Origin of the sequence: Larkinella punicea, from assembly GCF_003334855.1 — a bacterium.
GTDB lineage: Bacteria > Bacteroidota > Bacteroidia > Cytophagales > Spirosomataceae > Larkinella > Larkinella punicea.
Map to the genome: position 1 here is coordinate 86,262 of NZ_QOWE01000003.1, position 24,013 is coordinate 110,274.

At 52.6% G+C, this 24,013-nt stretch carries 20 protein-coding genes; 11 read left to right on the top strand and 9 right to left on the bottom strand.

Annotated features, from left to right (window positions below):
• Positions 1-5 precede the first annotated feature (5 nt).
• The 3 genes from DUE52_RS03920 to DUE52_RS03930 form a co-directional block, all read right to left on the bottom strand.
• Positions 6-1,523, bottom strand: coding sequence for a malate:quinone oxidoreductase (locus DUE52_RS03920; RefSeq protein WP_114404667.1), 1,518 nt, complete (start codon positions 1,521-1,523; stop codon positions 6-8).
• A gap of 143 nt (positions 1,524-1,666) precedes the next feature.
• Entirely contained in the window at positions 1,667-2,221 is a 555-nt protein-coding gene (locus DUE52_RS03925; protein ID WP_114404668.1) for a GNAT family N-acetyltransferase, read from the bottom strand.
• A 105-nt stretch (positions 2,222-2,326) separates the two neighbouring features.
• Positions 2,327-3,691, bottom strand: coding sequence for a TrpB-like pyridoxal phosphate-dependent enzyme (locus DUE52_RS03930; protein WP_114404669.1), 1,365 nt, complete (start codon positions 3,689-3,691; stop codon positions 2,327-2,329).
• A gap of 61 nt (positions 3,692-3,752) precedes the next feature.
• Between DUE52_RS03930 and DUE52_RS03935 the strand changes: the two genes are divergently transcribed.
• Entirely contained in the window at positions 3,753-4,178 is a 426-nt protein-coding gene (locus tag DUE52_RS03935) for a GNAT family N-acetyltransferase (RefSeq protein ID WP_114404670.1), read from the top strand.
• A 52-nt stretch (positions 4,179-4,230) separates the two neighbouring features.
• Here DUE52_RS03935 and DUE52_RS03940 read toward each other — a convergent pair whose 3' ends face one another.
• From DUE52_RS03940 to DUE52_RS03955, 4 genes are all read right to left on the bottom strand, one after another.
• Positions 4,231-5,157: a polysaccharide deacetylase family protein gene (locus tag DUE52_RS03940; RefSeq protein WP_114404671.1), complete on the bottom strand. Its 927-nt coding sequence runs from the start codon at positions 5,155-5,157 to the stop codon at positions 4,231-4,233.
• Between the two features lie 132 nt (positions 5,158-5,289).
• Complete coding sequence (locus DUE52_RS03945; RefSeq protein ID WP_114404672.1) at positions 5,290-5,604, bottom strand: DUF3817 domain-containing protein; 315 nt, start codon at positions 5,602-5,604, stop codon at positions 5,290-5,292.
• A 247-nt stretch (positions 5,605-5,851) separates the two neighbouring features.
• On the bottom strand, positions 5,852-7,297 hold the full coding sequence (sufB, locus tag DUE52_RS03950) for a Fe-S cluster assembly protein SufB (RefSeq protein WP_114404673.1): 1,446 nt from the start codon (positions 7,295-7,297) through the stop codon (positions 5,852-5,854).
• 157 nt (positions 7,298-7,454) lie between these two features.
• Positions 7,455-7,943, bottom strand: coding sequence for an Lrp/AsnC ligand binding domain-containing protein (locus DUE52_RS03955; RefSeq protein ID WP_114404674.1), 489 nt, complete (start codon positions 7,941-7,943; stop codon positions 7,455-7,457).
• Between the two features lie 489 nt (positions 7,944-8,432).
• Between DUE52_RS03955 and DUE52_RS03960 the strand changes: the two genes are divergently transcribed.
• The 4 genes from DUE52_RS03960 (at position 8,433) to DUE52_RS03975 (ending at position 13,371) form a co-directional block, all read left to right on the top strand.
• Entirely contained in the window at positions 8,433-9,659 is a 1,227-nt protein-coding gene (locus DUE52_RS03960) for a DUF819 family protein (RefSeq protein ID WP_114404675.1), read from the top strand.
• Positions 9,660-9,841: 182 nt separating this feature from the next.
• Positions 9,842-11,629, top strand: coding sequence for a translation elongation factor 4 (gene lepA, locus DUE52_RS03965; protein WP_114404676.1), 1,788 nt, complete (start codon positions 9,842-9,844; stop codon positions 11,627-11,629).
• 85 nt (positions 11,630-11,714) lie between these two features.
• Positions 11,715-12,461 carry an OmpA family protein gene (locus DUE52_RS03970; RefSeq protein ID WP_114404677.1) on the top strand — a complete coding sequence of 249 codons (747 nt, stop codon included), beginning with the start codon at positions 11,715-11,717 and terminating at the stop codon, positions 12,459-12,461.
• A 139-nt stretch (positions 12,462-12,600) separates the two neighbouring features.
• Positions 12,601-13,371, top strand: coding sequence for an oxygenase MpaB family protein (locus tag DUE52_RS03975; RefSeq protein WP_114404678.1), 771 nt, complete (start codon positions 12,601-12,603; stop codon positions 13,369-13,371).
• A gap of 139 nt (positions 13,372-13,510) precedes the next feature.
• Here the strand turns inward: DUE52_RS03975 and DUE52_RS03980 are convergent, their stop codons facing one another.
• A complete protein-coding gene (locus DUE52_RS03980) occupies positions 13,511-15,253 on the bottom strand; it encodes an FAD-dependent oxidoreductase (protein WP_114404679.1) in 1,743 nt (580 codons plus the stop codon).
• Between the two features lie 164 nt (positions 15,254-15,417).
• Here DUE52_RS03980 and DUE52_RS03985 point away from each other — a divergent pair, with 164 nt between their 5' ends.
• The 4 genes from DUE52_RS03985 to DUE52_RS04000 all read left to right on the top strand — a co-directional run bounded on the left by DUE52_RS03985 (position 15,418) and on the right by DUE52_RS04000 (position 19,682).
• Entirely contained in the window at positions 15,418-17,091 is a 1,674-nt protein-coding gene (locus DUE52_RS03985) for a pyruvate dehydrogenase complex dihydrolipoamide acetyltransferase (RefSeq protein ID WP_114404680.1), read from the top strand.
• Positions 17,092-17,193: 102 nt separating this feature from the next.
• Positions 17,194-17,733: an ATP-dependent protease subunit HslV gene (hslV, locus tag DUE52_RS03990; protein ID WP_114404681.1), complete on the top strand. Its 540-nt coding sequence runs from the start codon at positions 17,194-17,196 to the stop codon at positions 17,731-17,733.
• Positions 17,734-17,782: 49 nt separating this feature from the next.
• The gene (locus tag DUE52_RS03995) at positions 17,783-19,273 is read left to right on the top strand and encodes a sensor histidine kinase (RefSeq protein WP_114404682.1); all 1,491 of its coding nucleotides are present in this window, start codon (positions 17,783-17,785) and stop codon (positions 19,271-19,273) included.
• Entirely contained in the window at positions 19,266-19,682 is a 417-nt protein-coding gene (locus DUE52_RS04000; protein WP_310587775.1) for a response regulator, read from the top strand. The genes DUE52_RS03995 and DUE52_RS04000 overlap by 8 nt, the downstream gene beginning before the upstream one ends.
• An 11-nt stretch (positions 19,683-19,693) precedes the next feature.
• On the opposite strand, the gene dacB is transcribed toward DUE52_RS04000, so the two are convergent.
• Positions 19,694-21,226, bottom strand: a complete 1,533-nt coding sequence (dacB, locus tag DUE52_RS04005) for a D-alanyl-D-alanine carboxypeptidase/D-alanyl-D-alanine endopeptidase (protein ID WP_165840857.1) — start codon at positions 21,224-21,226, stop codon at positions 19,694-19,696.
• A 242-nt stretch (positions 21,227-21,468) separates the two neighbouring features.
• Here dacB and DUE52_RS04010 point away from each other — a divergent pair, with 242 nt between their 5' ends.
• Together DUE52_RS04010 and DUE52_RS04015 are read left to right on the top strand one after the other, a co-directional pair.
• A complete protein-coding gene (locus tag DUE52_RS04010; protein ID WP_114404685.1) occupies positions 21,469-22,914 on the top strand; it encodes an MBL fold metallo-hydrolase RNA specificity domain-containing protein in 1,446 nt (481 codons plus the stop codon).
• Between the two features lie 139 nt (positions 22,915-23,053).
• Positions 23,054-24,007, top strand: coding sequence for an acetyl-CoA carboxylase carboxyltransferase subunit alpha (locus tag DUE52_RS04015; RefSeq protein ID WP_114404686.1), 954 nt, complete (start codon positions 23,054-23,056; stop codon positions 24,005-24,007).
• Positions 24,008-24,013 lie beyond the last annotated feature (6 nt).

Genomic DNA, 24,013 nt, shown 5'->3' on the forward strand with positions numbered 1-24,013 from the left:
CAATGTTAAAGAACCGGTTCGGTTTCTTTTAGTCCCAACACCTCGCTCGTCCAGGCCCGGGTCTGGTGCGCCAGTTCCGCATTCGTGGCCAGCGATTGCCCGTACGACGGAATCATCTGCTTCAATTTGGTTTGCCAGGCTTCCGTATGCAGTTGAGCGGGGAAACACCGGTTGAGCAGATCGAGCATGATGGAGACGGAGGTTGAAGCACCCGGCGAAGCTCCCAAAAGGGCCGCAATGGAACCGTCGGCCGCGCAAACCACTTCCGTTCCGAATTCCAGAATACCACCTTCTTCGGGGTCTTTCTTGATGACCTGAACCCGCTGACCGGCGGTTTCCAGATCCCAGTCTTCCATTTTAGCCGCCGGGAAATAGTCTTTCAGTGCGGCCAGCCGGTCTTCCGGCGATTGCCGCACCTGATCGATGAGGTATTTTGTCAGCGGAATGTTGTGCAAACCGGCCGCCATCATCGGCAGCAGGTTATTGGCTTTAATGGACAATGGCAGGTCCATGAACGAGCCGTTTTTGAGGAATTTCGTCGAAAAACCGGCGTAGGGGCCAAACAGCAGGGCTTTTTTGCCGTCGATCATCCGCGTATCGAGGTGCGGCACCGACATCGGGGGGGAGCCGACAGCCGCTTTGCCGTAAACTTTCGCTTCGTGTTGTTCAACGATGTCCTGGTTGTTGCAGACCAGCCACTGGCCGCTTACCGGAAAACCGCCAAAGCCTTTGCCTTCGGGGATGTCGGCTTTTTCGAGCAGGGGCAGGGAACCACCACCCGCGCCGATGAAAATAAACCGGGTTCTCAGTTCCCGTTTCTTCCGTGTCGACCAGTTTTTTACCGTGATTTTCCAGGTACCTTCTTTCTCCTGTTCCAGGTCGCGAACGTCGTGGGCGAGCCGGATCGTAAAGCCGTCCATTTTCCGGAGGTAATCGAATAAGGCCCGGGTCAGAGCCCCAAAATTAACGTCGGTACCAATGTCCATGCGAGTCGCGGCCACCTTCTGATCCGGTTCCCGCTCATTCATGACCAGCGGCATCCACTCTTTCAGTTGTGCCGGATCTTCGGAATAGAGCATTCCCTTGAACAAGTGGTGATTGTCGAGCGCGTCGTGTCGCTTTTTCAGATATTCGACGTTCTTTTCTCCCCAGACAAAGCTCATGTGGGGAATTTCGTTGATGAACGTTTCGGGCGAGGGCGTAATGTTTTGCTGAACCAGGTAGGCCCAGAATTCTTTGGAAACCTCGAACGACTCGGCAATTTTAACGGCTTTTGAAATGTCGACCGATCCGTCTTCTTTTTCGGGGGTGTAATTCAATTCGCAAAAAGCAGAATGACCGGTTCCGGCGTTGTTCCAGGCATCTGAACTTTCGGCGGCCAGAACATCCAGCCGTTCGAAAACCTCGATGGTCAGCGTTGGGTCTAACGCTTTGAGTAACATGCCGAGCGTGGCACTCATGATTCCGGCCCCGATCAACACAACGTCCGGGTCTTTCTGTATAAATCGACTACTTTGAGGCATAATCAGTAAAACACATGGTCTATTCTATAAAACTGTATTTTTTGCGATGTAATTCACTGTTTTTTAGTAACTTCTTTGGAATGTATGTTGTTTTTTCAGGCAATTTTCAGGACTCATTTGACCAGTACAATTTATGCCGGTATTTATTCAATCGGGGCTAATCGGGCGTAATAAACTGAATCGTGAAAGCGACCGTTGAAGAATTTATTTTCTTTGAAATGCCCCTCTTTCCGAAAACCGCTGCGTTCCAGGACGTTGGCGGATGCCGTATTGTCCGGATCGACAATGGCTTCGATGGAATGGAGTCGTAGCACCTGAAAACCGTAGTCGACCACCGCCAGCAGGGCTTCCTGCATCAGCCCAGTTCCCTGAAAATCCGAATGCAGCAGATAGCCAACTTCAGCCCGGTAATTTTCTTTCTGAAAGCGAATGAACCCAATGGTTCCGATCACTTTGGGTTCATTTTTTAGCGCGATTCCCCACGTAATGCTTTCACCAGCCTGAATCAGCTCGTCAAACCCCCGGATCAACAAAACCGCATCGTCCACAGATTTCGCCAGGGGGCGGGGAATAAACCGCATCAGGGTTTCATTGGAACGAAGGGCAAATAAATCATTTGCGTCGACCGCTGTCAACTGTCTGATAAGCAGCCGGTCGGTGGTTAGGATGGGGAAAGGATCAAAGTTTATGGTTAGCATAATAATGAGTTTAATGGGAATACGGATTGGACGGATTAAACGGATCAAAAACTGATTTTATTCTGTGTAAATCCGTTTAATCCGTTCAATCCGTGTTCCTATCGATCAGGCAATCAACGGCGTATCCAATTCCGCCAGCGACTCCAGAATTTCTTCCTGCGTCACTTCATGTTCCACCAGTTTGCCCGACAAATACTGCTCGTAGGCACTCATGTCGAAGTGGCCGTGGCCGCAAAGGTTGAACAAAATCGTTTTGGCGGTTCCTTCTTCTTTGGCCCGTTGGGCTTCCCGAATGGCCGTCGCAATGGCGTGCGTGGCTTCCGGTGCCGGAATGATGCCCTCGGTTTTGGCAAATTTGATCCCCGCTTCGAAACACTCCAACTGCTTGAGTGCCTGCGCTTCGATCAGGCCGTCTTTGAGCAACTGGCTCACGATGGCCCCCGCGCCGTGGTACCGCAAACCGCCCGCGTGAATCGGGGCCGGAATGAAATTGTGACCCAGCGTGTACATCGGCAGGAGGGGCGTCATGCCCACGGTGTCGCCCAGGTCGTAGCGGAACACCCCACGCGTCAGCTTGGGGCAGGAAGCCGGTTCGGCAGCAATGCAGCGGATTTTTTTGCCTTCTTCCAGGTTGTAGCGCAGGAACGGGAACGTAATTCCGGCAAAGTTGGAACCACCGCCAAACGGAGCGACAATGACATCGGGGAAATCACCGGCCTGCTCCAGTTGCTTGATGGCTTCGAGGCCGATGACCGTCTGGTGCATCAGCACGTGGTTGAGCACCGAGCCGAGGGCGTATTTGGTGTTTTCGTCCTGAAACGCCAGTTCGACGGCTTCCGAAATGGCAATGCCCAGACTACCCGGCGAATTGGGGTCGCCCGCCAGAATTTTCTTGCCGGCTTCGGTGCGGTTCGAGGGGGAGGGGTACACCGTCGCGCCCCAGGTGTTCATCATGATTTTGCGGTACGGTTTGCCGTCGTAACTCGCCCGAACCATGTAGACTTCACACTCGATACCGAACAGTTGACAGGCAAAACTCAGTGCGCTGCCCCACTGACCTGCGCCGGTTTCGGTCGTAATTCGCTTAACGCCAGCCTGTTTGTTGTAATACGCCTGCGGAACCGCCGTGTTGGGTTTGTGTGAACCGGCGGGGCTGCCACCTTCATACTTGTAGTAAATCTTGGCGGGGGTGTCCAGCAATTTCTCCAGACCGTAGGCGCGGAACATCGGCGTGGGACGCCAGATTTTATAAATTTCGCGGACTTCGTCGGGAATATCGACCCATTTGTCAGTCGTGACTTCCTGCTTGATCAGCTCCATCGGAAACAACGGCGCCAGCATGTCGGGGCCAATGGGTTCTTTTGTGCCGGGATGCAGGGGTGGCAGTGGCTTGTTGGGCATGTCGGCCACGATGTTGTACCATTTTTCGGGAATGTCGGCTTCGCTCAGGATAAATTTTTTCTGTGCCATGCGTTTACGGGGTCTGGAAAATAATGAACCCCTAACTTAGCAATTTACCCGATGTATTGCGATGACAATTCGACAAATTAAACCGGAACAGACGTATACCCTGCGTCACGAGGTGCTGTGGCCCGATAAACCGTTTGACTACGTGGTGCTGGAAGAAGACGCCGAAGGGCATCATTACGGGGCTTTCCAGGATGCTGATCTGGTGGCGGTTATTTCACTATTTGAAGAAAACGGGGTCGCCCGCTTTCGAAAATTTGCCACCCGCCCCGATTGCCAGCGGCAGGGCGTTGGAACCCAATTACTGGCCTTCGTACTAGAAGAAGCCCGGCGGATGGGCGCTAAAACAATCTGGTGCGATGCCCGGCTTTCGGCGGCTGATTTTTACCAACGATTCGGCATGGAACCGGAAGGGGAAGTGTTTCACAAAGGGCCGATTCCGTATTCGAAATTTGTGTTGACATTGAGTCTTTCACCCCCAACCCCCTGAAGGGGGCTTTTAACGCCAGATGTGATAGCCCCAGGGGGTTGGGGGTGAAAGACTATTTGAAACTATTCACCATGCTATTGTGCAACGTCCGGGGACTCCAATAGCCGCTGGCGATGATCCGGCGAACAGATAGCAACGGATTTTCGTCATCGCGTTTCTTTTCAGCCAGTTGATAGGCACCTAGATAGCCTCGTTTCTTCAGTTCAACCGTGGCTTCGTGGTTCCAGAGACCGAACGGATAGGCAAAATGCTTGATCGGTTTTCCGGTGATGGCTTCCAGTTTTTTGGTCGGTTCTTCAATCTGCGTCACCCAATCCTGGCCCTGGTATTTTTTGACGTTGTGGTGATCCCAGGTATGACAGCCGATGGTATGCCCCCGGTCGGCCAGGTCCTTGATCTGCTGTTTGTCCATGTAGGGCTGGTAGCCGCGTCGTCCGATGGCTACGGTCATGATGAAGAAAGCGGCTTTGTAGTTGTGCTTCTCCAGAATGGGAACGGCGGTTTCGTATTGGTCCAGGTCCCCGTCGTCGAACGTAATCATGACCGGTTTGGGGGGCAACGGGGCGCCGGTGGTCAGGTACGCATACAACTGATCCGGCAGAATGGCGTGATAGCCGCTGTCGGCCAGCATTTTGATTTGGGCTTCAAAAACCGAGGTGGGGCAGATGTAATCTTTCGCACTCTTTGAATCCTTGGCGCGCCATTCCCGAATCTGGTGATAGCACAAAATCGGCACCTGTTTGCGGCTCAGGATGGTGGCGGCATCGGCGATGCTACCAGCCGGAATCGTTGCCGGGTCGGGTGTGGTTCCGGGTTCTGTTGTGGTCGATGAAACCGGGATGGCGGTCGCTACAGTGGCGCTATCACTTTTATTGTCAGTGGTTTGTGAGGTTTCTTTTGTTTGAGAGCAGGAGACCAGGGTAGCGGCAGTCAATAGCGAAATGGCAAGGGGTAATCGGGCACTCTTTGTAATACTCATCTTCTTCCGGGCGACACAATTGGATGGTGAAATGGAGTTGGTCTGGGGAAATATACGCAAAAGGTTTTGTTGGTAACTCCGGAAGTTATTCAAAGTGCCGACTATTTTTTTTGCAAAAGCGTTTCGCTCTGACTATGAGACAGATTGTTCCTCTTCCCTTTTGAGACGACCTTCCAGCCAGAATGTACCGAAAGGAACCAGAGACGCAATAAAGGCAACGATCACGCGGACGAATGACCAGCGACGGTCGAAAGCTACGGCAATCAGAGCGATGAGGTAGGCAATAAACAGAACGCCGTGCGCCCAGCCAACGTATTTAACGGCCAGCGGCCAACCCGCCCAGTATTTTAACGGCATGGCAATGCCCAGCAGAACGAGGTAGGAAATACCTTCCAGAATACCGATGAAACGGAAACGACTGAGTGGGGTTTTGAGGGAAAGTGGCATAAATTTCAGCTAGGAGAAGATTCCGGTTATGTATCGTACGCAAAAGTACGGCAGCCGGTCATTATATTCCTGTTATGTTGGAATAAGACGGTTTAATCTTTTGGATAAGAACACGGATGAAGCGGATTGCACGGATAAAAATCCGTTTTAATCGTTTTAATCCGCTTCATCCGGGCTCCCATCAAAAAGCTTAAAACAAAAAAGGCAAGCCGAAGCCTGCCTTTTCTATGAATAGTCGAAAGCAGGTTTATCCTACACTTCCTTCCAGACTGATTTCCAGTAATTTCTGAGCCTCCACCGCAAATTCCATCGGCAACTGGTTCAGCACTTCTTTGGCATAGCCATTGATGATCAGCGCCACGGCTTGCTCCGTCGGAATACCGCGTTGGTTGCAATAAAAAAGTTGATCTTCACCAATTTTGGATGTTGTCGCTTCGTGTTCGACAGTCGCCGTCTGGTTGTTCACTTCGATGTACGGGAACGTGTGCGCCCCGCAGCGGTCGCCCAATAGGAGGGAGTCGCACTGGGAGTGATTCCGGGCATTTTCGGCCCGCTTGAACACCTGCACCAGACCCCGGTACGAGTTCTGACTTTTACCGGCCGAAATTCCTTTCGACACAATCCGGCTTTTGGTGTTCTTGCCGACGTGAATCATCTTGGTTCCAGTATCGGCCTGCTGGTAGTTGTTGGTCACCGCTACCGAATAGAACTCACCGATCGAGTAATCACCTTTCAGAATTACCGACGGGTATTTCCAGGTGATGGCCGAACCGGTTTCTACCTGGGTCCAGGAGATTTTCGAATGAGCACCTTCGCAAATACCGCGTTTGGTCACGAAGTTGTAAATACCGCCTTTCCCTTCCTTGTCGCCCGGATACCAGTTCTGAACGGTCGAGTATTTGATCTGGGCATCTTTTGCCGCAACCAGTTCAACCACAGCCGCGTGCAACTGGTTTTCGTCGCGCATCGGGGCCGTACAACCTTCCAGATAACTCACGTAGGAGCCTTCGTCGGCCACGATCAGCGTCCGTTCGAATTGCCCGGTTCCGGCCGCGTTGATCCGGAAATAGGTCGAAAGTTCCATCGGGCAACGAACGCCTTTGGGTATGTAGCAGAACGAGCCGTCGGAAAAAACCGCTGAGTTGAGAGCCGCAAAGTAATTATCTCTTGGCGGAACCACCGAGCCCAGGTATTTTTTGACCAGCTCGGGATGTTCCTGAACGGCTTCGGTCATCGAACAGAAAATGATGCCGAGTTCTTTCAGTTTTACTTTAAAGGTCGTGGCAATGGAAACCGAGTCGATCACGGCGTCGACCGCAACGCCCGACAGCCGTTCCTGTTCCTGCAACGAAATGCCCAGCCGCTCGAACGTGGCGCGCAGCTCGGGATCGATCTCGTCCAGGCTGTTGATGGTTTTTTTCTGCTTCGGAGCCGAGTAGTATTTAAGTCCTTGATAATCGATAGCGGGGTACTTGAGGTTCGGCCAATGGGGTTCAGACAGCGTTACCCAATACCGATACGCTTTCAATCGCCATTCCAGCATCCATTCCGGTTCATTCTTCTTGGCAGAGATAAACCGAACGATGTCTTCGCTCAGGCCAATCGGTGCCTCATCCGCTTCAATCAGCGTTTCGAAACCGTACTTGTATTCGGAATTGGTAATACTCTCTAAAATTTCAACGTCTTTGCTCATGATGGGTTGCGGGCTAATACACGCAAAAGTCTATAGGATAACACAACGGACCGGGGGACTGTTCCATTCTGATTAGGCAAATATCGGAAAGTTTCCCTTTAATTTGGTAAAACTGATTAAACTAAGCCGCAGAACGCCGGGTGGTCGGGTAAATTCATTATTCCTTATCGGTGGGCACATTGACCCCAAATGGAATGGGTCGGGAAATCCGTTCTTCTAATGAAATAAACGTCTCGGTGCGTTGAATACCGCCCACTTTCTGAATTTTATCGTGCAAAACTTCGCGCAGGTGCTGGGTATCGCGGCAGACTATCTTGGCAAAAATGCTGTAAATACCGGTCGTATAATGGATATTAACAACTTCGGGAATTTTCATTAATTCGGTGGCAACGTCTTCGTAAAGGGAGCTTTTGTCCAGATAGATGCCCAGAAAACCGCTGATGTCCCAGCCTAATTTGGTGTGATCGATGACCAGTTGAGAACCGCGAACGATGCCCATCTGCTCCATTTTTTTCATCCGGACGTGAACGGTACCGCCCGAGACAAAAATCCGTTTACCGATTTCAGTGTAGGCCATGTTGGCGTCTTCCATCAATAACGTGAGGATCTTGAGATCGACATTGTCAATCTCTAAATTTTTTTCCATTTGAACCGTAAAATTTTTAATATCCTCAACAAAATAAGTGATATTTTGAGAAAACAGAAATTTTTCTAAAATTTTTCTAAAGAATTTGTAAACTTGTACGGATTTACATTAACTTTGCATTGTTCAAACGGTAAACTGGTCAAAACGCCGGGCGAATCGAATTCTTTTACCTTGTAGGATGTCGAAATTGGCAGACGTGCCCTCCTGTCTCGGGGGTGGTGAGTTCGGGATAAACGCAGCATAATGCCGCTTGCAAAAGCGACTGGGGTTGACCACCAGAAGTTGTACTGTAGCTAACCGCACCGTGGGTGGTTCGAGTCCCCCTCCTACAGCATATGGCCTGATTTGGATCAGCCGCAACATAATTAAGGCTTCGGCAGCTCAATTTGGTTTCTGTAGCTGCATTCCGATTGGTTTTTAGTTTGTTGATGAAGTGTAATCTTAACACGCCGGCTCAGGTTGAGGCCGGCGTTGTTTGTTATAGCTCAGATGTCAGACCCCATTACCCTCGGCGCCCTTTTTCTGATTTTAGCAGCGGTTCTGACCACCGCCGACAGTGCGCTTCCGTTCTGGCAGAAGTTCTATCAGTACGTTCCGGCCACGCTTCTTTGTTACTTTGTTCCCTCTTTATTAAATACTTTTGGACTGGTCGATGCCGACAACACCGAATTATACCCCGTGGTGTCGCGCGTCCTGCTACCGGCTTCCCTGGTTCTCTTCACACTGAGTGTCGATTTCAAGGCTTTTCGGCGGCTGGGGCGTAAATCCATTCTGATGTTTGCCGCTTCGGCCATCAGCATCATGCTTGGCGGTCCGCTGGCGGTTTGGGTCATCGCCCAGGTTGCGCCGGAACTGGTCGGCGGACAGGGGCCGGATTCCGTCTGGCGCGGACTGGCCACGCTGGCCGGCACCTGGATTGGTGGCGGAGCCAACCAAACCGCTCTGAAAGAAGTGTTTCTACCCAGTAGCAATCTGTTTTCCGCCATTGTAACCGTTGATGTGTTTGTGTCCAATCTCTGGCTGGGGGCGTTGTTGTACGGCGCAGGTCATTCCGCTGCCATCGATCGCTGGCTGGGTGCCGACGCCAGTGCGGTGGAAGAAGTGAAGCAACGAATTCAAAATCAGGTTAATGCGATTCGCCGAATACCCTCCGCCACCGATTTGGTCGTGATTCTGGCGGTCGGTTTCGGGGCCACGGCGGTTGCCCACGCGCTGGCCGACCAGATTGCACCCTATATTGACCGGAACTCCCCGTTACTCAGCCAATTCAGCCTGAATGCGCCGTTTTTCTGGATTGTTGGTCTGGCCACGGCCATCGGCATTGGGCTTTCTTTCACCAAAGCCCGGAATCTGGAAGGCGCGGGTGCGTCGAAAGTTGCCACGGTTTTTCTGTACCTGATGATTGCTACCATCGGCCTGAAAATGAACATCCTGGCCATTGCCGATCACCCGGGTTTGATTCTGGTCGGGGTGGTCTGGATGCTTTTTCATGTGCTGTTGATGATCGGTTTCATCCGGTTAATCCGCGCTCCGTATTTTTTTCTGGCGGTGGGCAGTCAGGCTTGCATCGGTGGCCCGGCCACTGCCCCAATCATTGCGGCTGCTTTCCACCCGGTTTTAGCCCCGGTGGGTGTCCTGATGGCGATTTTAGGGTATGCCGTCGGAACCTACATGGGTTATGTCTGCGGGATCCTGATGCAATTGGCATCACCCTAACCCTGTCAGCGCCGGGCTGTCGATACAGTCGCAGACCCTGACAGGGTTAAGTACATCGTTGTTAAGTACCAGTCATCGTTCATCACCCTGTCAGGGTCTGCGACCGCTGACAGGGTGACGAGAATCTGCGGTTTTTTAAGTATTTTTGCATTTACACCGAGACAGACAACCGTTTTCACAGCGTGAAGCACATTCGTAATTTTTGCATTATTGCCCATATCGACCACGGCAAAAGCACGCTGGCCGACCGATTACTGGAGTTTACAAAAACCATTGGGGAGCGCGACATGCAGGCCCAGTTTCTGGACGACATGGACCTGGAGCGCGAGCGTGGGATTACCATCAAGAGCCACGCCATCCAGATGGACTACCTCTATAAAGGTGAAAAATACACGCTGAACCTGATCGATACGCCGGGTCACGTGGATTTTTCCTACGAAGTATCCCGGTCCATTGCCGCCTGTGAAGGCGCTTTGTTGCTGGTGGATGCCGCGCAGGGAACCGAAGCCCAAACCATTTCGAATCTGTATCTGGCGATGAATAACAACCTGGTTATCATTCCGGTACTGAACAAAATCGATCTGCCTGGTGCCATGCCGGAAGAGGTGAAAGACGAAATGGTGGATCTGATCGGCTGTGAACGCGAGGACATCATTCCGGCCAGTGGCAAGGAAGGCATCGGGATCGAAGCCATTCTGAATGCCATCGTCGAGCGTGTACCACCGCCGAGCGGAGACCCCGAAGGTGAACTCCAGGCGCTGATTTTTGACTCCCAGTTTAATTCCTACCGGGGGATCGAAGTTATTTTCCGGGTCAAAAATGGCCGTATCCGCAAGGGTGACAAGGTCAAATTTATGGCCACCGGCAAAGAATATTTTGCCGATGAAATCGGAACGCTTAAACTGAGTCAGGTACCGAAAGAGGTCATCGAGTGTGGCGACGTAGGCTACCTGATTTCGGGGATCAAAGTGGCCAAAGAGGTGAAAGTAGGGGATACCATCACCCGCTTTGCCGCTCCGGCAGCCGCACCCATCCAAGGGTTTGAAGAAGTCAAGCCGATGGTTTTTGCCGGGATCTATCCGGTCGATACCAGCGAGTATGAAGAACTTCGGGAAGCGATGGAAAAGCTCCAGCTCAACGATGCCTCGCTGGTCTGGGAACCGGAAACCTCGGCGGCCCTCGGTTTTGGTTTCCGTTGCGGTTTTCTAGGGATGCTGCACATGGAAATTGTGCAGGAGCGTCTGGAGCGTGAATTCGACATGACCGTGATTACCACCGTGCCGTCCGTGCGGTTTGAAGTCATTACGACGAAAGGTGAAACGCTTCAGGTCAGTGCCCCGGCCGAAATGCCCGATCCGAGCAGCATCGACTGGATTGAAGAACCGTTTATCAAAGCGCAAATCATTACCAAAGCGGAATACGTTGGCGCGATTATTGGTTTGTGTATGGACAAACGCAGTTTGTTCAAAAACCAGGTGTATCTGACCGCCGACCGCGTCGAACTTCAGTTTGAAATGCCATTGGCCGAGGTCGTTTTTGACTTCTTCGATAAACTGAAAACCATTTCACGCGGCTACGCTTCGCTTGATTATGAGTTCCTGGGCAACCGGGAATCGACGATGGTGAAGCTTGATATTATGTTGAACGGCGAAGGTGTCGATGCGCTTTCGGCCATCGTTCACCGCGACAAAGCGTATGAATGGGGCAAGAAACTCTGCGAAAAACTGCGGGAATTATTGCCTCGTCAGCAGTTTGAAATTGCGATTCAGGCGGCTATCGGCCAGAAAATCATCGCCCGCGAAACCGTGAAAGCCCTGCGGAAAGACGTTCTGGCCAAATGCTACGGTGGTGACATCAGCCGGAAACGGAAGCTGTTGGAAAAACAGAAAAAAGGGAAGAAACGGATGCGCCAGGTCGGCAACGTCGAAATTCCGCAGGAAGCATTTATGGCGGTTTTGAAAATAAATTAACCGGTTTACGGTTTTCAGTGGCTGACGCGAGAAAGATATGCTTGCGTCAGCCACTGAAAACCGTCAGCCAATTTGCAAAATCACGATGCGTTGCTTTAGAATACTTGTTTGGCTAATCATATTCCGGGTTCCGGTCAGCCTGGCCCAATCCGGGGCCAAACTGGTCAAGAGCCACACGACAGACTTTGTGATCAAAGCGTTTGACGAACAGACGAAAGCCGAGGTTCCGGCGAGCTACCAGGTGCAGGCGGTGCTTTCGAAGAGGAAATTCAGTGGACGAAGCCAACCGGGTCGGGCGTTTGCCTTTACGTTGGGGAGGAGTGATACCGTCATCATCAATACGATTGCCAAAGGCTATTATGCAATGGAGGAAGTGCTGTTTGTGCCTTGTGACACCTGCGCGAATTATGAACACCGGGCCTTGATGGAGAAAGTTGGCGTGACCAAAACCACGCAACCCGACAGCGTTTTCCGGGATTTGAAAGTCAACGACAAAATCCGGCTCGACAATGTGTATTTCGACCAGAGCAGTTACATCCTGCGGAAAGAATCGTATCCACAGCTCGACATGCTGCTGAATACGCTGAAAAGTTACCCCAAACTGGTCATCGAAATTGCGGGCCATACCGACAATGTGGGCGACCGCCGACTGAACCAGTCCCTGTCTGAAAACCGGGCGCGGGTTATCACCAACTACCTGATTCAGCGGGGAATTCCCGAAAACCGCCTTCAATACCAGGGCTACGGTGACAACCGCCCGGCTGCTCCCAATGATAATGAAGCCAATAAGAAACTAAACCGCCGGGTTGAGTTTACGGTTTTGAAATTATAAGCTTTGCCACCGCTGTCAGGGTCTGTCACCGCTGTCAGGGTCTTCGACCACAACGGTGGCCCGGCGCTGACAGGGTGAGGCATTTTTTTAGGAAAAATACGTTATCAGGGTAGAAACCATCTGACTGCTGACTGTACTGATGCGCTACTTTGTTCGTGAAGATTCGATTGTTCGAAACATTTGGGGGGATGCCGACGTGATTCTGCTCATTTTTGCGGGTGGTGCCGCCGAATTTGCCCTCAACCGGGCCGTCGACTGGCTGTTTTATACCGGGAAATTGCCCGCCGATCCGATTGGGCGGTTGTTCTCGACGGTTAAATACGCCCAGGAAATTGTGTTTATGCCGCATGAAAGAGCCGTGGCTGCCATCAACCGGATGCGGGCGATTCACGGGGGCGTCGAAAAAAGCCGGGGCTACCAGATTCCTGACTGGGCCTATCGCGACGTTCTGTACATGTTGATTGACTACTCCGAGCGTGCTTTTCAACTGCTGCACCGCCCCCTGACCAATCCCGAACGGGAAGAACTGTACGATACGTTCCGGCGGGTGGGCGAGGGCATGGGCGTGCCGGAAATTCCGCAGAACTATGCCGACTGGCAAATCGACCGCCAGCTTCACCTGGACCGGGATTTGGCGCATAGCCCGTTTACTGACAAACTTTTTGACCGGTACCGGGAAGAGTTGGGAAACTGGCGATACGGTCTGCTGTTGCAGGCGCAATCGTTGCTGGTACCCAAACCGGTTCAGGAACGACTCTCCTTGCCGGATCGGCCTGTCCTGGCTTCGATGATGTGGCTTTACAAGGTTCTTGAGCGGTTACATTTGCGTTCGCTTACCCAACGGATTTTGCTGCCCCCGGCCTATCTGAAGCAAGTGCGTGAACTGGATCGGGATAAGGTGCCGGTTTAATTGCTTCGTTCGGGGATATTTAAACTTCATTATTCAATGTTCGTTATTCCGTGTTCGATATTCGCTCTATGCAGAAGAAATACTGAATATTGAACACGGAATAACGAATAACGAAATTCTGCTCTGGGTATATAGCAAATCAGCCCTGTTTCGGCCACTGGGTTTCAATTCCCTGTCTTCTCACCGCGTTCTGAAACTCCTCCAGTAGCGGTTTTTGCTCCCGAACCGCGCGGGGAATCACGTTTTTACCGAGCGAGAAAGCGACCAGTTGACCGACGGCTTCGCCAATGCTCCACTCCACCGGATGGAGCCGGTAACAACCGTTGGTGATGTGCGTCGTGCCGATGTTTTTATTGGCCGGCAGCAGGTTTTCCATTCGTTGAGGGAGTAGGGCGCCCAATGGAATCTGGAACGGCAGCGAACCGAAATCGATGTAATTGTTGCCCCGGCTGCTGGGGTGCAGGTCGATGTGGTAATAGCCGGTGCCCACGCTGTCATAAAACTCTGCCGCCGTATTGCCGGTTTTTTGCCCCGTTATCAACGCCCGGTTGGCCGCGCCGACGTGTTCTTCCAGCACCGTAAAAACTGCCTTGATCCGGCGCGATTCCCGGACATACGGATATTTCGCCATGCCGTCTTCCGTGCCCATGATGTCGGGACGAAGCCGCAAACCGGGCCATCCCTGACCACCGTCGGGCCGGGGTGCTTCGGTCTGGAGCCAGTAAAAAAGCGACAGACTAAGCTGCTTGCCACCCTCGACGTGCTTTTTGAATTCCTTCTCACCGACGCCCACCAGATTGCCCAGAAAATAATCGTTCTGCGGCCAGTTGACGACCGTAATATCACTGAGAAAAGTACCCGGTTTAAAATTGTTTTTGTTGATCAGTCGGCGGTAATTCCACAAATTGAGCGCCGAACCCGTCGAAATGCCTTCGGGATGAAAGCCCAGTGTTTTCGGTTCCAGGGTCGAGGGGTTCGAGTAGGAGAGATCCAGCAGTTTGCCCGACCAGGCGGGCGTAAGTTTCGGAACCAGATTTCGCCAAAAAGCGTAGTCTTTCGGTTTTTCGATCAGGTGTTCCGTTTTCTTTTTATTGATCTCAGGAACGTAATCCATCGCAAAACAAACCGTAAACGATTGTTGGTTGTTCGGGTCGGCTTTTTCGGGCGCGTGTAATTCGCCGGTTTCCTTTTTCGATTCAGTGCCGGTAACAAATTCGGTGCCGGTCAGCGGTAGCAAATCGCCCAGTTCCGTGGCGTCGACGAAATAGGGAGCTGTCAGCACCACCTCTTTTCCACTGCGGTAACTAAGCGCTTTCAAGGCCCGAACCCGGTCGCCGGACGTATCGGCCCCCGTGATTTTGTGCTCCAGCAATACAATCAGTTGCCGGGAACTCTGGTAGGGCGCCAGCATGTCCTGCAAAACCGCCACGGCCACCCGGGGTTCATGACACAGCCGCGAAACCGCACCGTCGCCCGGATTGAGGTGTTTGCGGTTTTTGGCTTCGTCGGTCAGCGGATAATTCCGGATGTAATAGTCGCGAACGGCGGTGCGGAAGGTCCGGTAAAGCTGCGTGGCACCGTGGGTTTCGATCCACTGGTGTTCGTCGGGTGGTACGCCCTGTTGCGAAATCTGACCGCCAATCCAGTCGGTTTCTTCCGTCAGGATAACCCGTAAATTGTTCCGAAGAGCCGCCAAAGCGGCCGCGCAACCGCCTAATCCACCACCGGCGACAACTACATCGGCCGAAAATTCGTTACTATTTTTAGATGGGGCAGACCAGCCTGATGGTGACGACACCGGAGTTGAGGGGGCAAAAGAAGACGAAGCGGCAGCCGTTAGACCGCCAACGGCAACTGTTTCAATGAAATTCCTTCGATTCATAGGGAGAATAACCGGAAAAGTCGGGATGAACCATTATTTGGCGGCAATTTGCAAATCAAAGCGGATAAGTGGAAACTTCGCCTTAGATTAACCAACTTTCCCCGCTTTCTTCTAATTTTGAACACTCGAAGCAGAACTACTGATATACTTGCACAAAACCGCATATGGCAGAATTAATCCGAATGCCCAAGATGAGCGACACCATGACCGAAGGTGTCATCGCTGAATGGCATAAGAAAGTAGGCGACACCGTCAAGTCGGGCGACGTGCTGGCCGAGGTCGAAACCGATAAGGCGACGATGGATCTGGAGGCTTACGACGAAGGGACGTTGTTATACATTGGCGTTGAAAAAGGCCAGTCTGTACCGATCGACGGCATTCTGGCCGTGGTAGGAAAGTCCGGTGAAGATTTCAAGGCCTTGCTGGATGGCAATGGTTCTTCCAACGGTTCTGCGGAACCGAAGGCCGAAGCCCCCGCCGAAAAACCCACACCCGCGCCCGCTTCCAACGGAGCGGAACAACCAGCCCCCAAAGCCCCGGCTCCGGCGGCTCCGGCCGCCAACATCAACGCGTCGATCATCCGGATGCCGAAGATGAGCGATACGATGACCGAAGGAACGATTGTGGCCTGGCATAAAAAAGAAGGGGATACCGTGAAATCGGGCGATGTGCTGGCCGAAGTCGAAACCGACAAGGCAACGATGGATCTGGAAGCCTACGAAGAAGGAACCCTGTTGTACATTGGCGCGAAAGAAGGAACGGCGGTGGCCGTCGATGACGTGATTGCCGTCGTTGGCGAAAAAGGTGCCGATTTCCAGGCCCTGCTGCAAGGCGGAGATCAACCCGCTGCGGCTGCTGCGGAACCGGACGCTCCCAAAGCCGAAGCCCAGCCGGCCGCTGCTCCCGCCGAAACATCCACCGGCAACGGACACGATAGCCGGGTGCTGGCTTCTCCGTTGGCCAAGACGATTGCCAAAGAAAAAGGTGTTGATCTGGCGCAGGTGCAGGGCTCTGGTCCCGACGGACGCATTGTCAAACGCGACGTCGAAACCTTCCAGCCTGCCGCTCAACCGGCCCCGGCACAAGCGGCTCCGGCCCCTGCCGCCAAACCGGCTGCTCCCGCTCCCGTTGCGCAAACCGCACCGGCCGCTCAGGAAGGCGGTTACGAAGACATTCCGCTGAGCCAGATGCGGAAAACCATTGCCCGCCGGTTGTCGGAAAGCCTGTTTACCGCGCCACATTTCTACCTGACCATGGAAATCAACATGGACAAGGCGATGGATCTGCGCGGCAAAGTCAACGAGGTGAGCCCGGTGAAAGTGTCGTTCAATGATTTTGTGTTGAAAGCCGCTGCCCTGGCGTTGAAAAAACACCCGGCGGTGAATTCCTCGTGGCTGGGCGACAAAATCCGGCGGTATTCGTACGTCAACATTGGCGTTGCGGTGGCCGTCGATGAAGGTCTGCTGGTTCCGGTCATTCGCAACGCAGATCAGAAAACGCTGTCGACCATTGCCGCTGAGGTGAAAGACCTGGCCGGCAAGGCGAAAGATAAAAAACTCCAGCCAAAAGACTGGGAAGGCAGCACATTCTCGATTTCCAACCTGGGAATGTTCGGCATCGACGAATTTACGGCGATCATCAACCCGCCCGATTCCTGTATTCTGGCGATTGGCTCGATCAAACAAACCGTCAAATTTGAAGGCGAGGTGGCCAAACCCACCAATGTCATGAAAGTGACCCTTTCGTGCGATCACCGTTCTGTCGATGGCGCAACGGGCGCGTCTTTCCTTCAGACGTTTAAAGGTCTGCTGGAAAATCCGTTCGGGATGCTGGTATAAAATGGGTTTATGGTTTACAGTTTACGGTTTATGGTTGACGGCATCCTTTCCCGACTAGACACCATAAACTGTAAACTATAAACCATAAACTGAAAAAATCGAATGCAAAAAATTCACGCCACAACCGTCATTGGCATTCTGCACAATGGCGAGATTGCGCTCGGAGCCGATGGCCAGGCGACGATGGGCAATACCATTGCCAAAAGTAACGTTCGGAAAGTACGCAGCCTGATGAACGGCAAGGTGCTGGCCGGTTTTGCCGGTTCCACCGCCGACGCCTTTACGCTGATCGAACGATTTGAAGAAAAACTCAATGCCTACGGTGGCAACCTGAAACGGGCCGCCATCGAACTGGCCAAGGACTGGCGCACCGACCGGTATTTGCGGAAGCTGGAGGCCATGTTGATTGTGGCATCCAAAGACGACCTGCTGGTTATTTCCGGAACCGGTGATGTGCTGGAACCGGACAACCAGATTGCCGCCATCGGCTCCGGTAGCATGTATGCCCAGTCGGCGGCTATCGCCCTGAAAAAACACGCTTCCCAATTGACGGCGGAAGAAATGGTTCGGGAAAGCCTGCACATTGCGGCTGATATTTGCATTTATACCAACCACAATCTGGTGGTAGAAACGATTCGGTAACTGAAAACCACAAAACCGTATACTACAAACCGTAAACTGAAAACCGTCTATGAAAGGTTTACGTGCTGTTTTGCCCAAAGCAGTCAGAAAGCGGATCACCTTCGGTTTCGGTACGGCCTTGTTGCTGATTGCATTGGGGTTCGGGCTGACCTTGTACAGTTACAACCAGTACCGGAAAGCCAGCGACCGGATTGAGCACAGCCAGCAGGTTACCAACCGGCTGGGGCGCATCCTGTCGTTGATTACGGACGTCGAAACCGGTGAAAGGGGGTATCTGGCTTCTTCCGGGGACGGGATTTACCTCGAAGCCTTCGACGTGGCCGTGCCGAAGTTTACGCCGGAACTGAACGAAATTCGCAGCCTTGTCGCGGACAATCCGCAGCAACTCCAGAATGTCGATTCCCTGTCGATGCGGATCGATACCAAAATCGCGACGGCCTACCAGCAGGTCGATGCCGTTAAAAAGAAGTTGCCGATTTCCATTGCGCGGACGTATATGCTACTGGGGAAATCCCGCATGGATCGGGTTCGCCAGTTGCTGAAAACCATGAACGAAATCGAGCAGGCCCGGTTTGAGACCTACTCCAAAGCCGCCGAGAATTCGTTTCGCAATACGCTGATTATTATTTTTACGTTGTCACTTCTGACATTCGTCACCCTGATTGTTTCGTATAACCTGCTTGAAAATGAGCTGAATACCCGGCAAAAAACGGAAGACCAACTGCGGGCTTACGAGGATGAGTTACAGGATAAAATTCAGTTGCTGGAAATCTCGAACGAAGAACTGGAACGATTTGCCTTTGTAGCTTCGCACGACATGCAGGAACCGTTGCGGAAAATTCAGTCGTTTGGCTATTTGCTGCGCGACCGGTACGAAGAAGGGCTGACGCCGGAAGGGGTGATGTATCTGAACAAGATTCTGCAATCGGCGGAGCGGATGTCGAAAATGATCAAGGACCTGCTTAATTTTTCCCGGATCTCCAGCAAAAAAGAACCGTTTCGGATGGTGCGGCTGGCCGATGTGGTGCAGGGCGTTCTGTCGGATCAGGAACTGAAAATAAAAGCTGCGGAGGCCGTCTTTCACATCGATAAACTGGCCGTGATAGAAGCCGTACAGAGCCAGATGGACCACCTTTTTTCCAATCTGATTTCGAACGCACTAAAGTTTACGCAGCCCGGTAAGGCCCCGGTTATTACGATCAAGGGGGGGGGCGTGGATGGCGATATGTACCCCGAACTTATTCCCGGAAAAAAATATTACCAAATTACGGTTGCCGACAACGGGATCGGTTTTAATGAAAAATACATCGACCATATTTTTAAAATTTTCCAGCGCCTGCACGGAAAAAGCACCTACGAGGGAACCGGAATCGGGCTGGCCATTTGCAAGCGCATCGTTACCAATCACAAGGGCCTGATTACAGCCCAAAGCCAGCCCGGTGTGGGCACAACCTTTATCATTCTATTACCCGAAAAGCAGACGCAGTCTATTCATGACAATGCAACAACCCACGAAACCAGTACATATACTATTGGCTGATGACGACGAAGACGACCGGTTTTTGACGCAGGAAGCCTTTCGTCAGCAGTTTCCGGTGACCGAAATGAATGTTGTTGAGGATGGGGAAGAACTGATGGAATTTTTGCGTCGGACGGGCCGCTACGAGTCGTCGAATCATTCGCTGCCGGAGTTGATTTTGCTGGATTTGAACATGCCGCGGAAAGATGGCCGCGAGGCTTTGCAGGAGATTAAGTCAGACCGGGAACTCCGGCACATTCCCGTTGTGATTCTGACTACCTCCGATGCCGGTATCGACATTGATAATTCCTACCTGTGGGGTGCCAACAGCTTCATTACCAAGCCGTCTTCTTTCAAGACCTTGATGGACATTACGCAAACGATTGGTGACTACTGGTTCAATGTCGTTAAAGTGAGCGGCCGGAATTAGAAAAACGGGGGTTATTCATTGACTTTAAGGGTTGTCAACTGGGCCATGATCTGTTCCAGATACCCCATGACGCCCTTCAGGGAACCGGGGTTGTATTTGTTTACCAAAATTGTAAAACTCAGGAGTTCTCCGTCGGCGGAGGTGGCATAGCCGGCATAGGCCCGTACCCCCTCGATGGTTCCGCTTTTGGCCCGCACGTTCCCGACGGCGGGTGTGCCGCGCGCCAGGCTTTTGACCGTTCCCGACTCGCCCACCACCGGAATGCTGTCGTAGAACGGAAGAAAACTTTTCTCCTTCGACATGGCCGCCAGAATGCCGGAAAGGTTTGCCGCCGTCAGCGCCCCAACCGGCGACAAACCGCTGCCGTCTTTGGGTCGGAAACCGCTCAGATCGACGCCCTTGCCTTGCCAGAACCGGGTCAGTTGCTGAACAGCCTGCTCGGTGTTTACCGGAGCCTTCGCCAGTGCGTTGCCCGCCAGAATCAGCAGCGATTCGGCGTATAGATTGATGCTCTGGTGATTGGTCAGCCGCGCAATTTCGGAAAGCGGCACCGACGTATGGATGTGCAAGGGTTGTCGTTTGGTGGCGGGGGTAATCGGCGGTGTTCCGGCAGGAACCGGTGCTCCGATCCGGCCGGGGCCGATGGACTGGGGCAGGCTGTTGACGAAAATACCGGCTCGCGTTAGCTGGTCATGCAGGGCGAAAGCCGTAAAAAAAGCGGGATCGGGCAGGGAGCCTTTCACACCAAACTCATTGACACCTGTCGGCACCGTTCCTTCCAGAAAAACCTGGGACGAAGGCGGGGCGTTATAGATAATCACTTCGTCGCCCGAGCCCGCGGGGCCGGTTCGAACGTTGTTCTGAAGCTGGAGAAACGGCGTAGCGGGCTCCGTGCGCAGGAGTCCGGCGGGTTGACCCACGGTTTTGGCGGGTTTAAAAACCGCCCGGTACAAGTTCTCATTAAAGTTCAGCCCGGAGATGCCAGCCCCGTAGTAGTTGCCAATGTCGCCCCACACCCAGGTGTCCGGCACCGGCAGCGACTGAATCACCGTGGCGTCGCCAATGACCGAACCCCGGATTTGTTTGATGCCGGCACCCTGCACCATTTCCCGCCAGGTTCGCAGGAGGGTGGGGGCATCCGCAAATTCGGCGAAGCGGTTGCTGCCCAGTGTCGGATCGCCGGAACCCCGGATGTAGAGATTTCCGGTCAGAATGCTATCCCGGATAGAACCGTCTGTTTCCAGAACCGTGCGGAAGGTGTAATTGTCACCCAGGACGGCCAGTGCTGTCGCCGTTGTAACCAGTTTGAGCGTAGAGGCTGAAGGCAGACTGAGCTGGGCGTTCACGTCGAGCAACGCCACACCATCGCGGACCCGGCGCACCGAAACGGCGGCTGTGCCATTGCGAACAAACGGGCTGGTTTGCAGTTGATTGACCGTTGTTTGAAGTCGTTGCAGGGCCAGCGAATCCGTTGCCGGGTGGGCCTGACAAAACGAAAGGATAACAAAAAAATAACCTAGTAGTAATGGTGTATACCGATGCATGGAAATAAAAATAGGGAACACACGGCCAGTTGTTGCCATGAACTGGAAAAGAAAGACCTTTTTGTTCGTTCGGTCGGTGTGCCGGTTCCTGATAGTTTATGAAAGCGGATTTCAGTAATATTGCAAAAATAGCCAGAATTTATAGCCCTTTTCTGTTGTTCTACCGAAATAAAAACTAGTTGTAGCTTCCTTTGAAACTGCAGGATCGTGAGAATCAGTATCGAAGGCATTAATCGAATCGAATGAAGTTAACATTTTGGGGGGCAACCCGTCAGGTAACCGGTAGCATGTTTCTATTGGAGACAGAGGACCAGTACCGAATATTGATTGATTGCGGGGCCGATATGGATAAAAAAGCCGCCTTGAACGGCAACAGCCCGGAGGAGGATGAATCGCCGAAATCGGCTGCCGGTTTTTTTCCGTTTGAAGCGTCTTCGATCAACGTTGTTTTGCTGACCCACGCCCACATGGACCACAGCGGTAATCTTCCCAATTTGTACCGGGAGGGTTACGAAGGTCAGATTTTGTGTACAGATCCTACCTATTCATTGACCAACCTCCTGCTCCAGGACGCAGCTTCGCTCAACCACCGGCGGCTCAACGAAATGGGGAAAAGCAAAAAACAGAAGGTCCGGAAAAAAATGGCGAGCCTGCAAAAGGATTTATTTCTGGAAAAGCAGGTGCGGGAATCCATGGACAACGTGGTTCCGATTCAGTATAACCGGAAGTTTCGGCTCGGCGACAGCATCGATGTGACGTTTGTGCCGGCTGGTCATTTGCTCGGAGCGGCTCATATTGTCATCAACGTTTACGAAAACGGCGAGAAAAAAAGTCTTTGCTTCTCGGGTGACATCGGTCGTAAAAACTACCCGCTGCTGGGCGATCCGGAGCCGATTCCGCAGGTCGATTACCTGATTTGCGAGTCGACCTACGGCAACCGGCTGCACATTAATAGCGAAACCCCGGAAGCCATGCTCGCCGATGTCATCCAGCGAACCTGCATCGACATTCCGGGTCGGCTGATCATTCCGTCGTTTTCGGTGGGCCGGACGCAGGCGCTGCTCTATACGCTCAACCGCCTGTATACCGAACAGGGTTTTCCCCCGATTAAAGTCTTCTCCGACAGTCCGTTGGCCCTCGAAAGCACGAAAGTCTACCAGAAAAACCTGCGGTTGCTGAACAAGGAAGCGAAGGCGTATCAGGAAGAAAATGAATCGTTGTTCGACTTTGTCAATTTCGAATACCTCGAAAGCTCGAAAGCCAGTCGCGAAGTTTCGAACTACAACCAGCCCTGCATCATCATTTCGTCGTCGGGCATGGTTCAGGGCGGGCGCGTGGAACAGCACGTGGCGGCCAACATCAGCAATCCGTATTGCACCATCCTGATCATTGGGTATTGTGCCGAAGGAACCCTCGGCTGGCGGTTGCTGAACGGACAACCGACCATTTCGATCAAGGACAAGGAGGAACCGGTTTTGGCGAAGGTCGAACGGACCGACGTGTTCAGTGGTCACGGCGACCGCGATGATCTGGTGCGGTTTGTCAAACACCAGTCGCCCGAAAAGCTGAAAAAAGTGTTTCTGGTCCACGGCGAATTCACCAGCATGTCGGCTTTTCAGCAGACGCTGGCGGACGAAGGATTTACCCATGTGGAGATTCCGACCAAAGGCCAGACGTATGAGTTATAACCGCGAAAGGTTGCTGAACCGGATTTTCCGCTAACTTTGCCAATCGAAAAAGTTGCCCCGTCCGTTTCCGGTTTTTGTTTTGGATCAAATGAAACCGGATGACGACACCTTAAATGGGCAGCAGACAACCAATTCTTGAATGAGGACGTATTTGGACTTCGAAAAACCTATAGCCGATTTAGAAGTACGACTGGTCGAAATGAAGAAACTGGCCGAAACCAGTAACGTAGATGTTACTGGTGCTGTAGCGTCACTGGAAATCAGTATTGAAAAACTCCGCAAGGAAATTTTTGAGAACCTTACCCGCTGGCAGCGCGTCCAACTTTCCCGCCATCCCGACCGGCCCTACACGCTCGATTACATTTCCCTGATGGGCGATCAGTTTGTTGAACTGCACGGCGATCGAACCGTTCGGGATGACCCCGCGATGGTCGGCGGTTTTGTCGAAATGGATGGCCAGACGGTCATGCTGATTGGTCAGCAGAAGGGGCGAAACACCAAGCAGCGCCAGCAACGCAACTTTGGTATGGCCAACCCGGAAGGGTACCGCAAAGCCCTTCGGCTGATGAAACTGGCCGAAAAATTCAATAAACCCATCGTGACGATGATCGACACGCCGGGTGCTTATCCGGGGCTGGAGGCTGAAGAACGGGGGCAGGGAGAAGCCATTGCGCGCAACCTCAAGGAAATGTTCATGCTTCAGGTGCCGGTCATCTGCATCGTCATCGGCGAAGGTGCCTCGGGCGGTGCGCTGGGGATCGGCATTGGCGACCGGGTGCTGATGCTCGAAAATACCTGGTATTCGGTGATTTCACCCGAAAACTGCTCGACCATTCTCTGGCGTAGCTGGGATTACAAAGAGCAGGCGGCTGAAGCCATGAAGCTGTCGGCGCGGGATATGGAGAAAAACAAACTCGTGGATGGCATCATCGAGGAGCCGGAAGGAGGAGCCCATACCGACCACGCCGAAATGGCCCGCCGGATCAAGAAAACCATTCTGGAGAAAATCGAGGAACTCAACCAGTTTACGCCCGAAGAACGCATCGATCAGCGCATCGAGAAGTTCTGCTCGATGGGGGTTGTGGTCGAATAATTGTAA

Coding starts and splice junctions, on each gene's coding strand:
- DUE52_RS03970 (WP_114404677.1), top strand. CDS start 11,715: ATGCGTTGCTTTAGAATACTTGTTTGGCTAATCATATTCCGGGTTCCG.
- DUE52_RS03940 (WP_114404671.1), bottom strand. CDS start 5,157: ATGAGTATTACAAAGAGTGCCCGATTACCCCTTGCCATTTCGCTATTG.
- DUE52_RS03995 (WP_114404682.1), top strand. CDS start 17,783: ATGAAAGGTTTACGTGCTGTTTTGCCCAAAGCAGTCAGAAAGCGGATC.
- DUE52_RS03980 (WP_114404679.1), bottom strand. CDS start 15,253: ATGAATCGAAGGAATTTCATTGAAACAGTTGCCGTTGGCGGTCTAACG.
- DUE52_RS03985 (WP_114404680.1), top strand. CDS start 15,418: ATGGCAGAATTAATCCGAATGCCCAAGATGAGCGACACCATGACCGAA.
- DUE52_RS03920 (WP_114404667.1), bottom strand. CDS start 1,523: ATGCCTCAAAGTAGTCGATTTATACAGAAAGACCCGGACGTTGTGTTG.
- DUE52_RS03935 (WP_114404670.1), top strand. CDS start 3,753: ATGACAATTCGACAAATTAAACCGGAACAGACGTATACCCTGCGTCAC.
- DUE52_RS03925 (WP_114404668.1), bottom strand. CDS start 2,221: ATGCTAACCATAAACTTTGATCCTTTCCCCATCCTAACCACCGACCGG.
- DUE52_RS03960 (WP_114404675.1), top strand. CDS start 8,433: ATGTCAGACCCCATTACCCTCGGCGCCCTTTTTCTGATTTTAGCAGCG.
- DUE52_RS03955 (WP_114404674.1), bottom strand. CDS start 7,943: ATGGAAAAAAATTTAGAGATTGACAATGTCGATCTCAAGATCCTCACG.
- dacB (WP_165840857.1), bottom strand. CDS start 21,226: ATGCATCGGTATACACCATTACTACTAGGTTATTTTTTTGTTATCCTT.
- DUE52_RS04015 (WP_114404686.1), top strand. CDS start 23,054: ATGAGGACGTATTTGGACTTCGAAAAACCTATAGCCGATTTAGAAGTA.
- sufB (WP_114404673.1), bottom strand. CDS start 7,297: ATGAGCAAAGACGTTGAAATTTTAGAGAGTATTACCAATTCCGAATAC.
- DUE52_RS03945 (WP_114404672.1), bottom strand. CDS start 5,604: ATGCCACTTTCCCTCAAAACCCCACTCAGTCGTTTCCGTTTCATCGGT.
- hslV (WP_114404681.1), top strand. CDS start 17,194: ATGCAAAAAATTCACGCCACAACCGTCATTGGCATTCTGCACAATGGC.
- DUE52_RS03975 (WP_114404678.1), top strand. CDS start 12,601: ATGCGCTACTTTGTTCGTGAAGATTCGATTGTTCGAAACATTTGGGGG.
- DUE52_RS03930 (WP_114404669.1), bottom strand. CDS start 3,691: ATGGCACAGAAAAAATTTATCCTGAGCGAAGCCGACATTCCCGAAAAA.
- DUE52_RS04010 (WP_114404685.1), top strand. CDS start 21,469: ATGAAGTTAACATTTTGGGGGGCAACCCGTCAGGTAACCGGTAGCATG.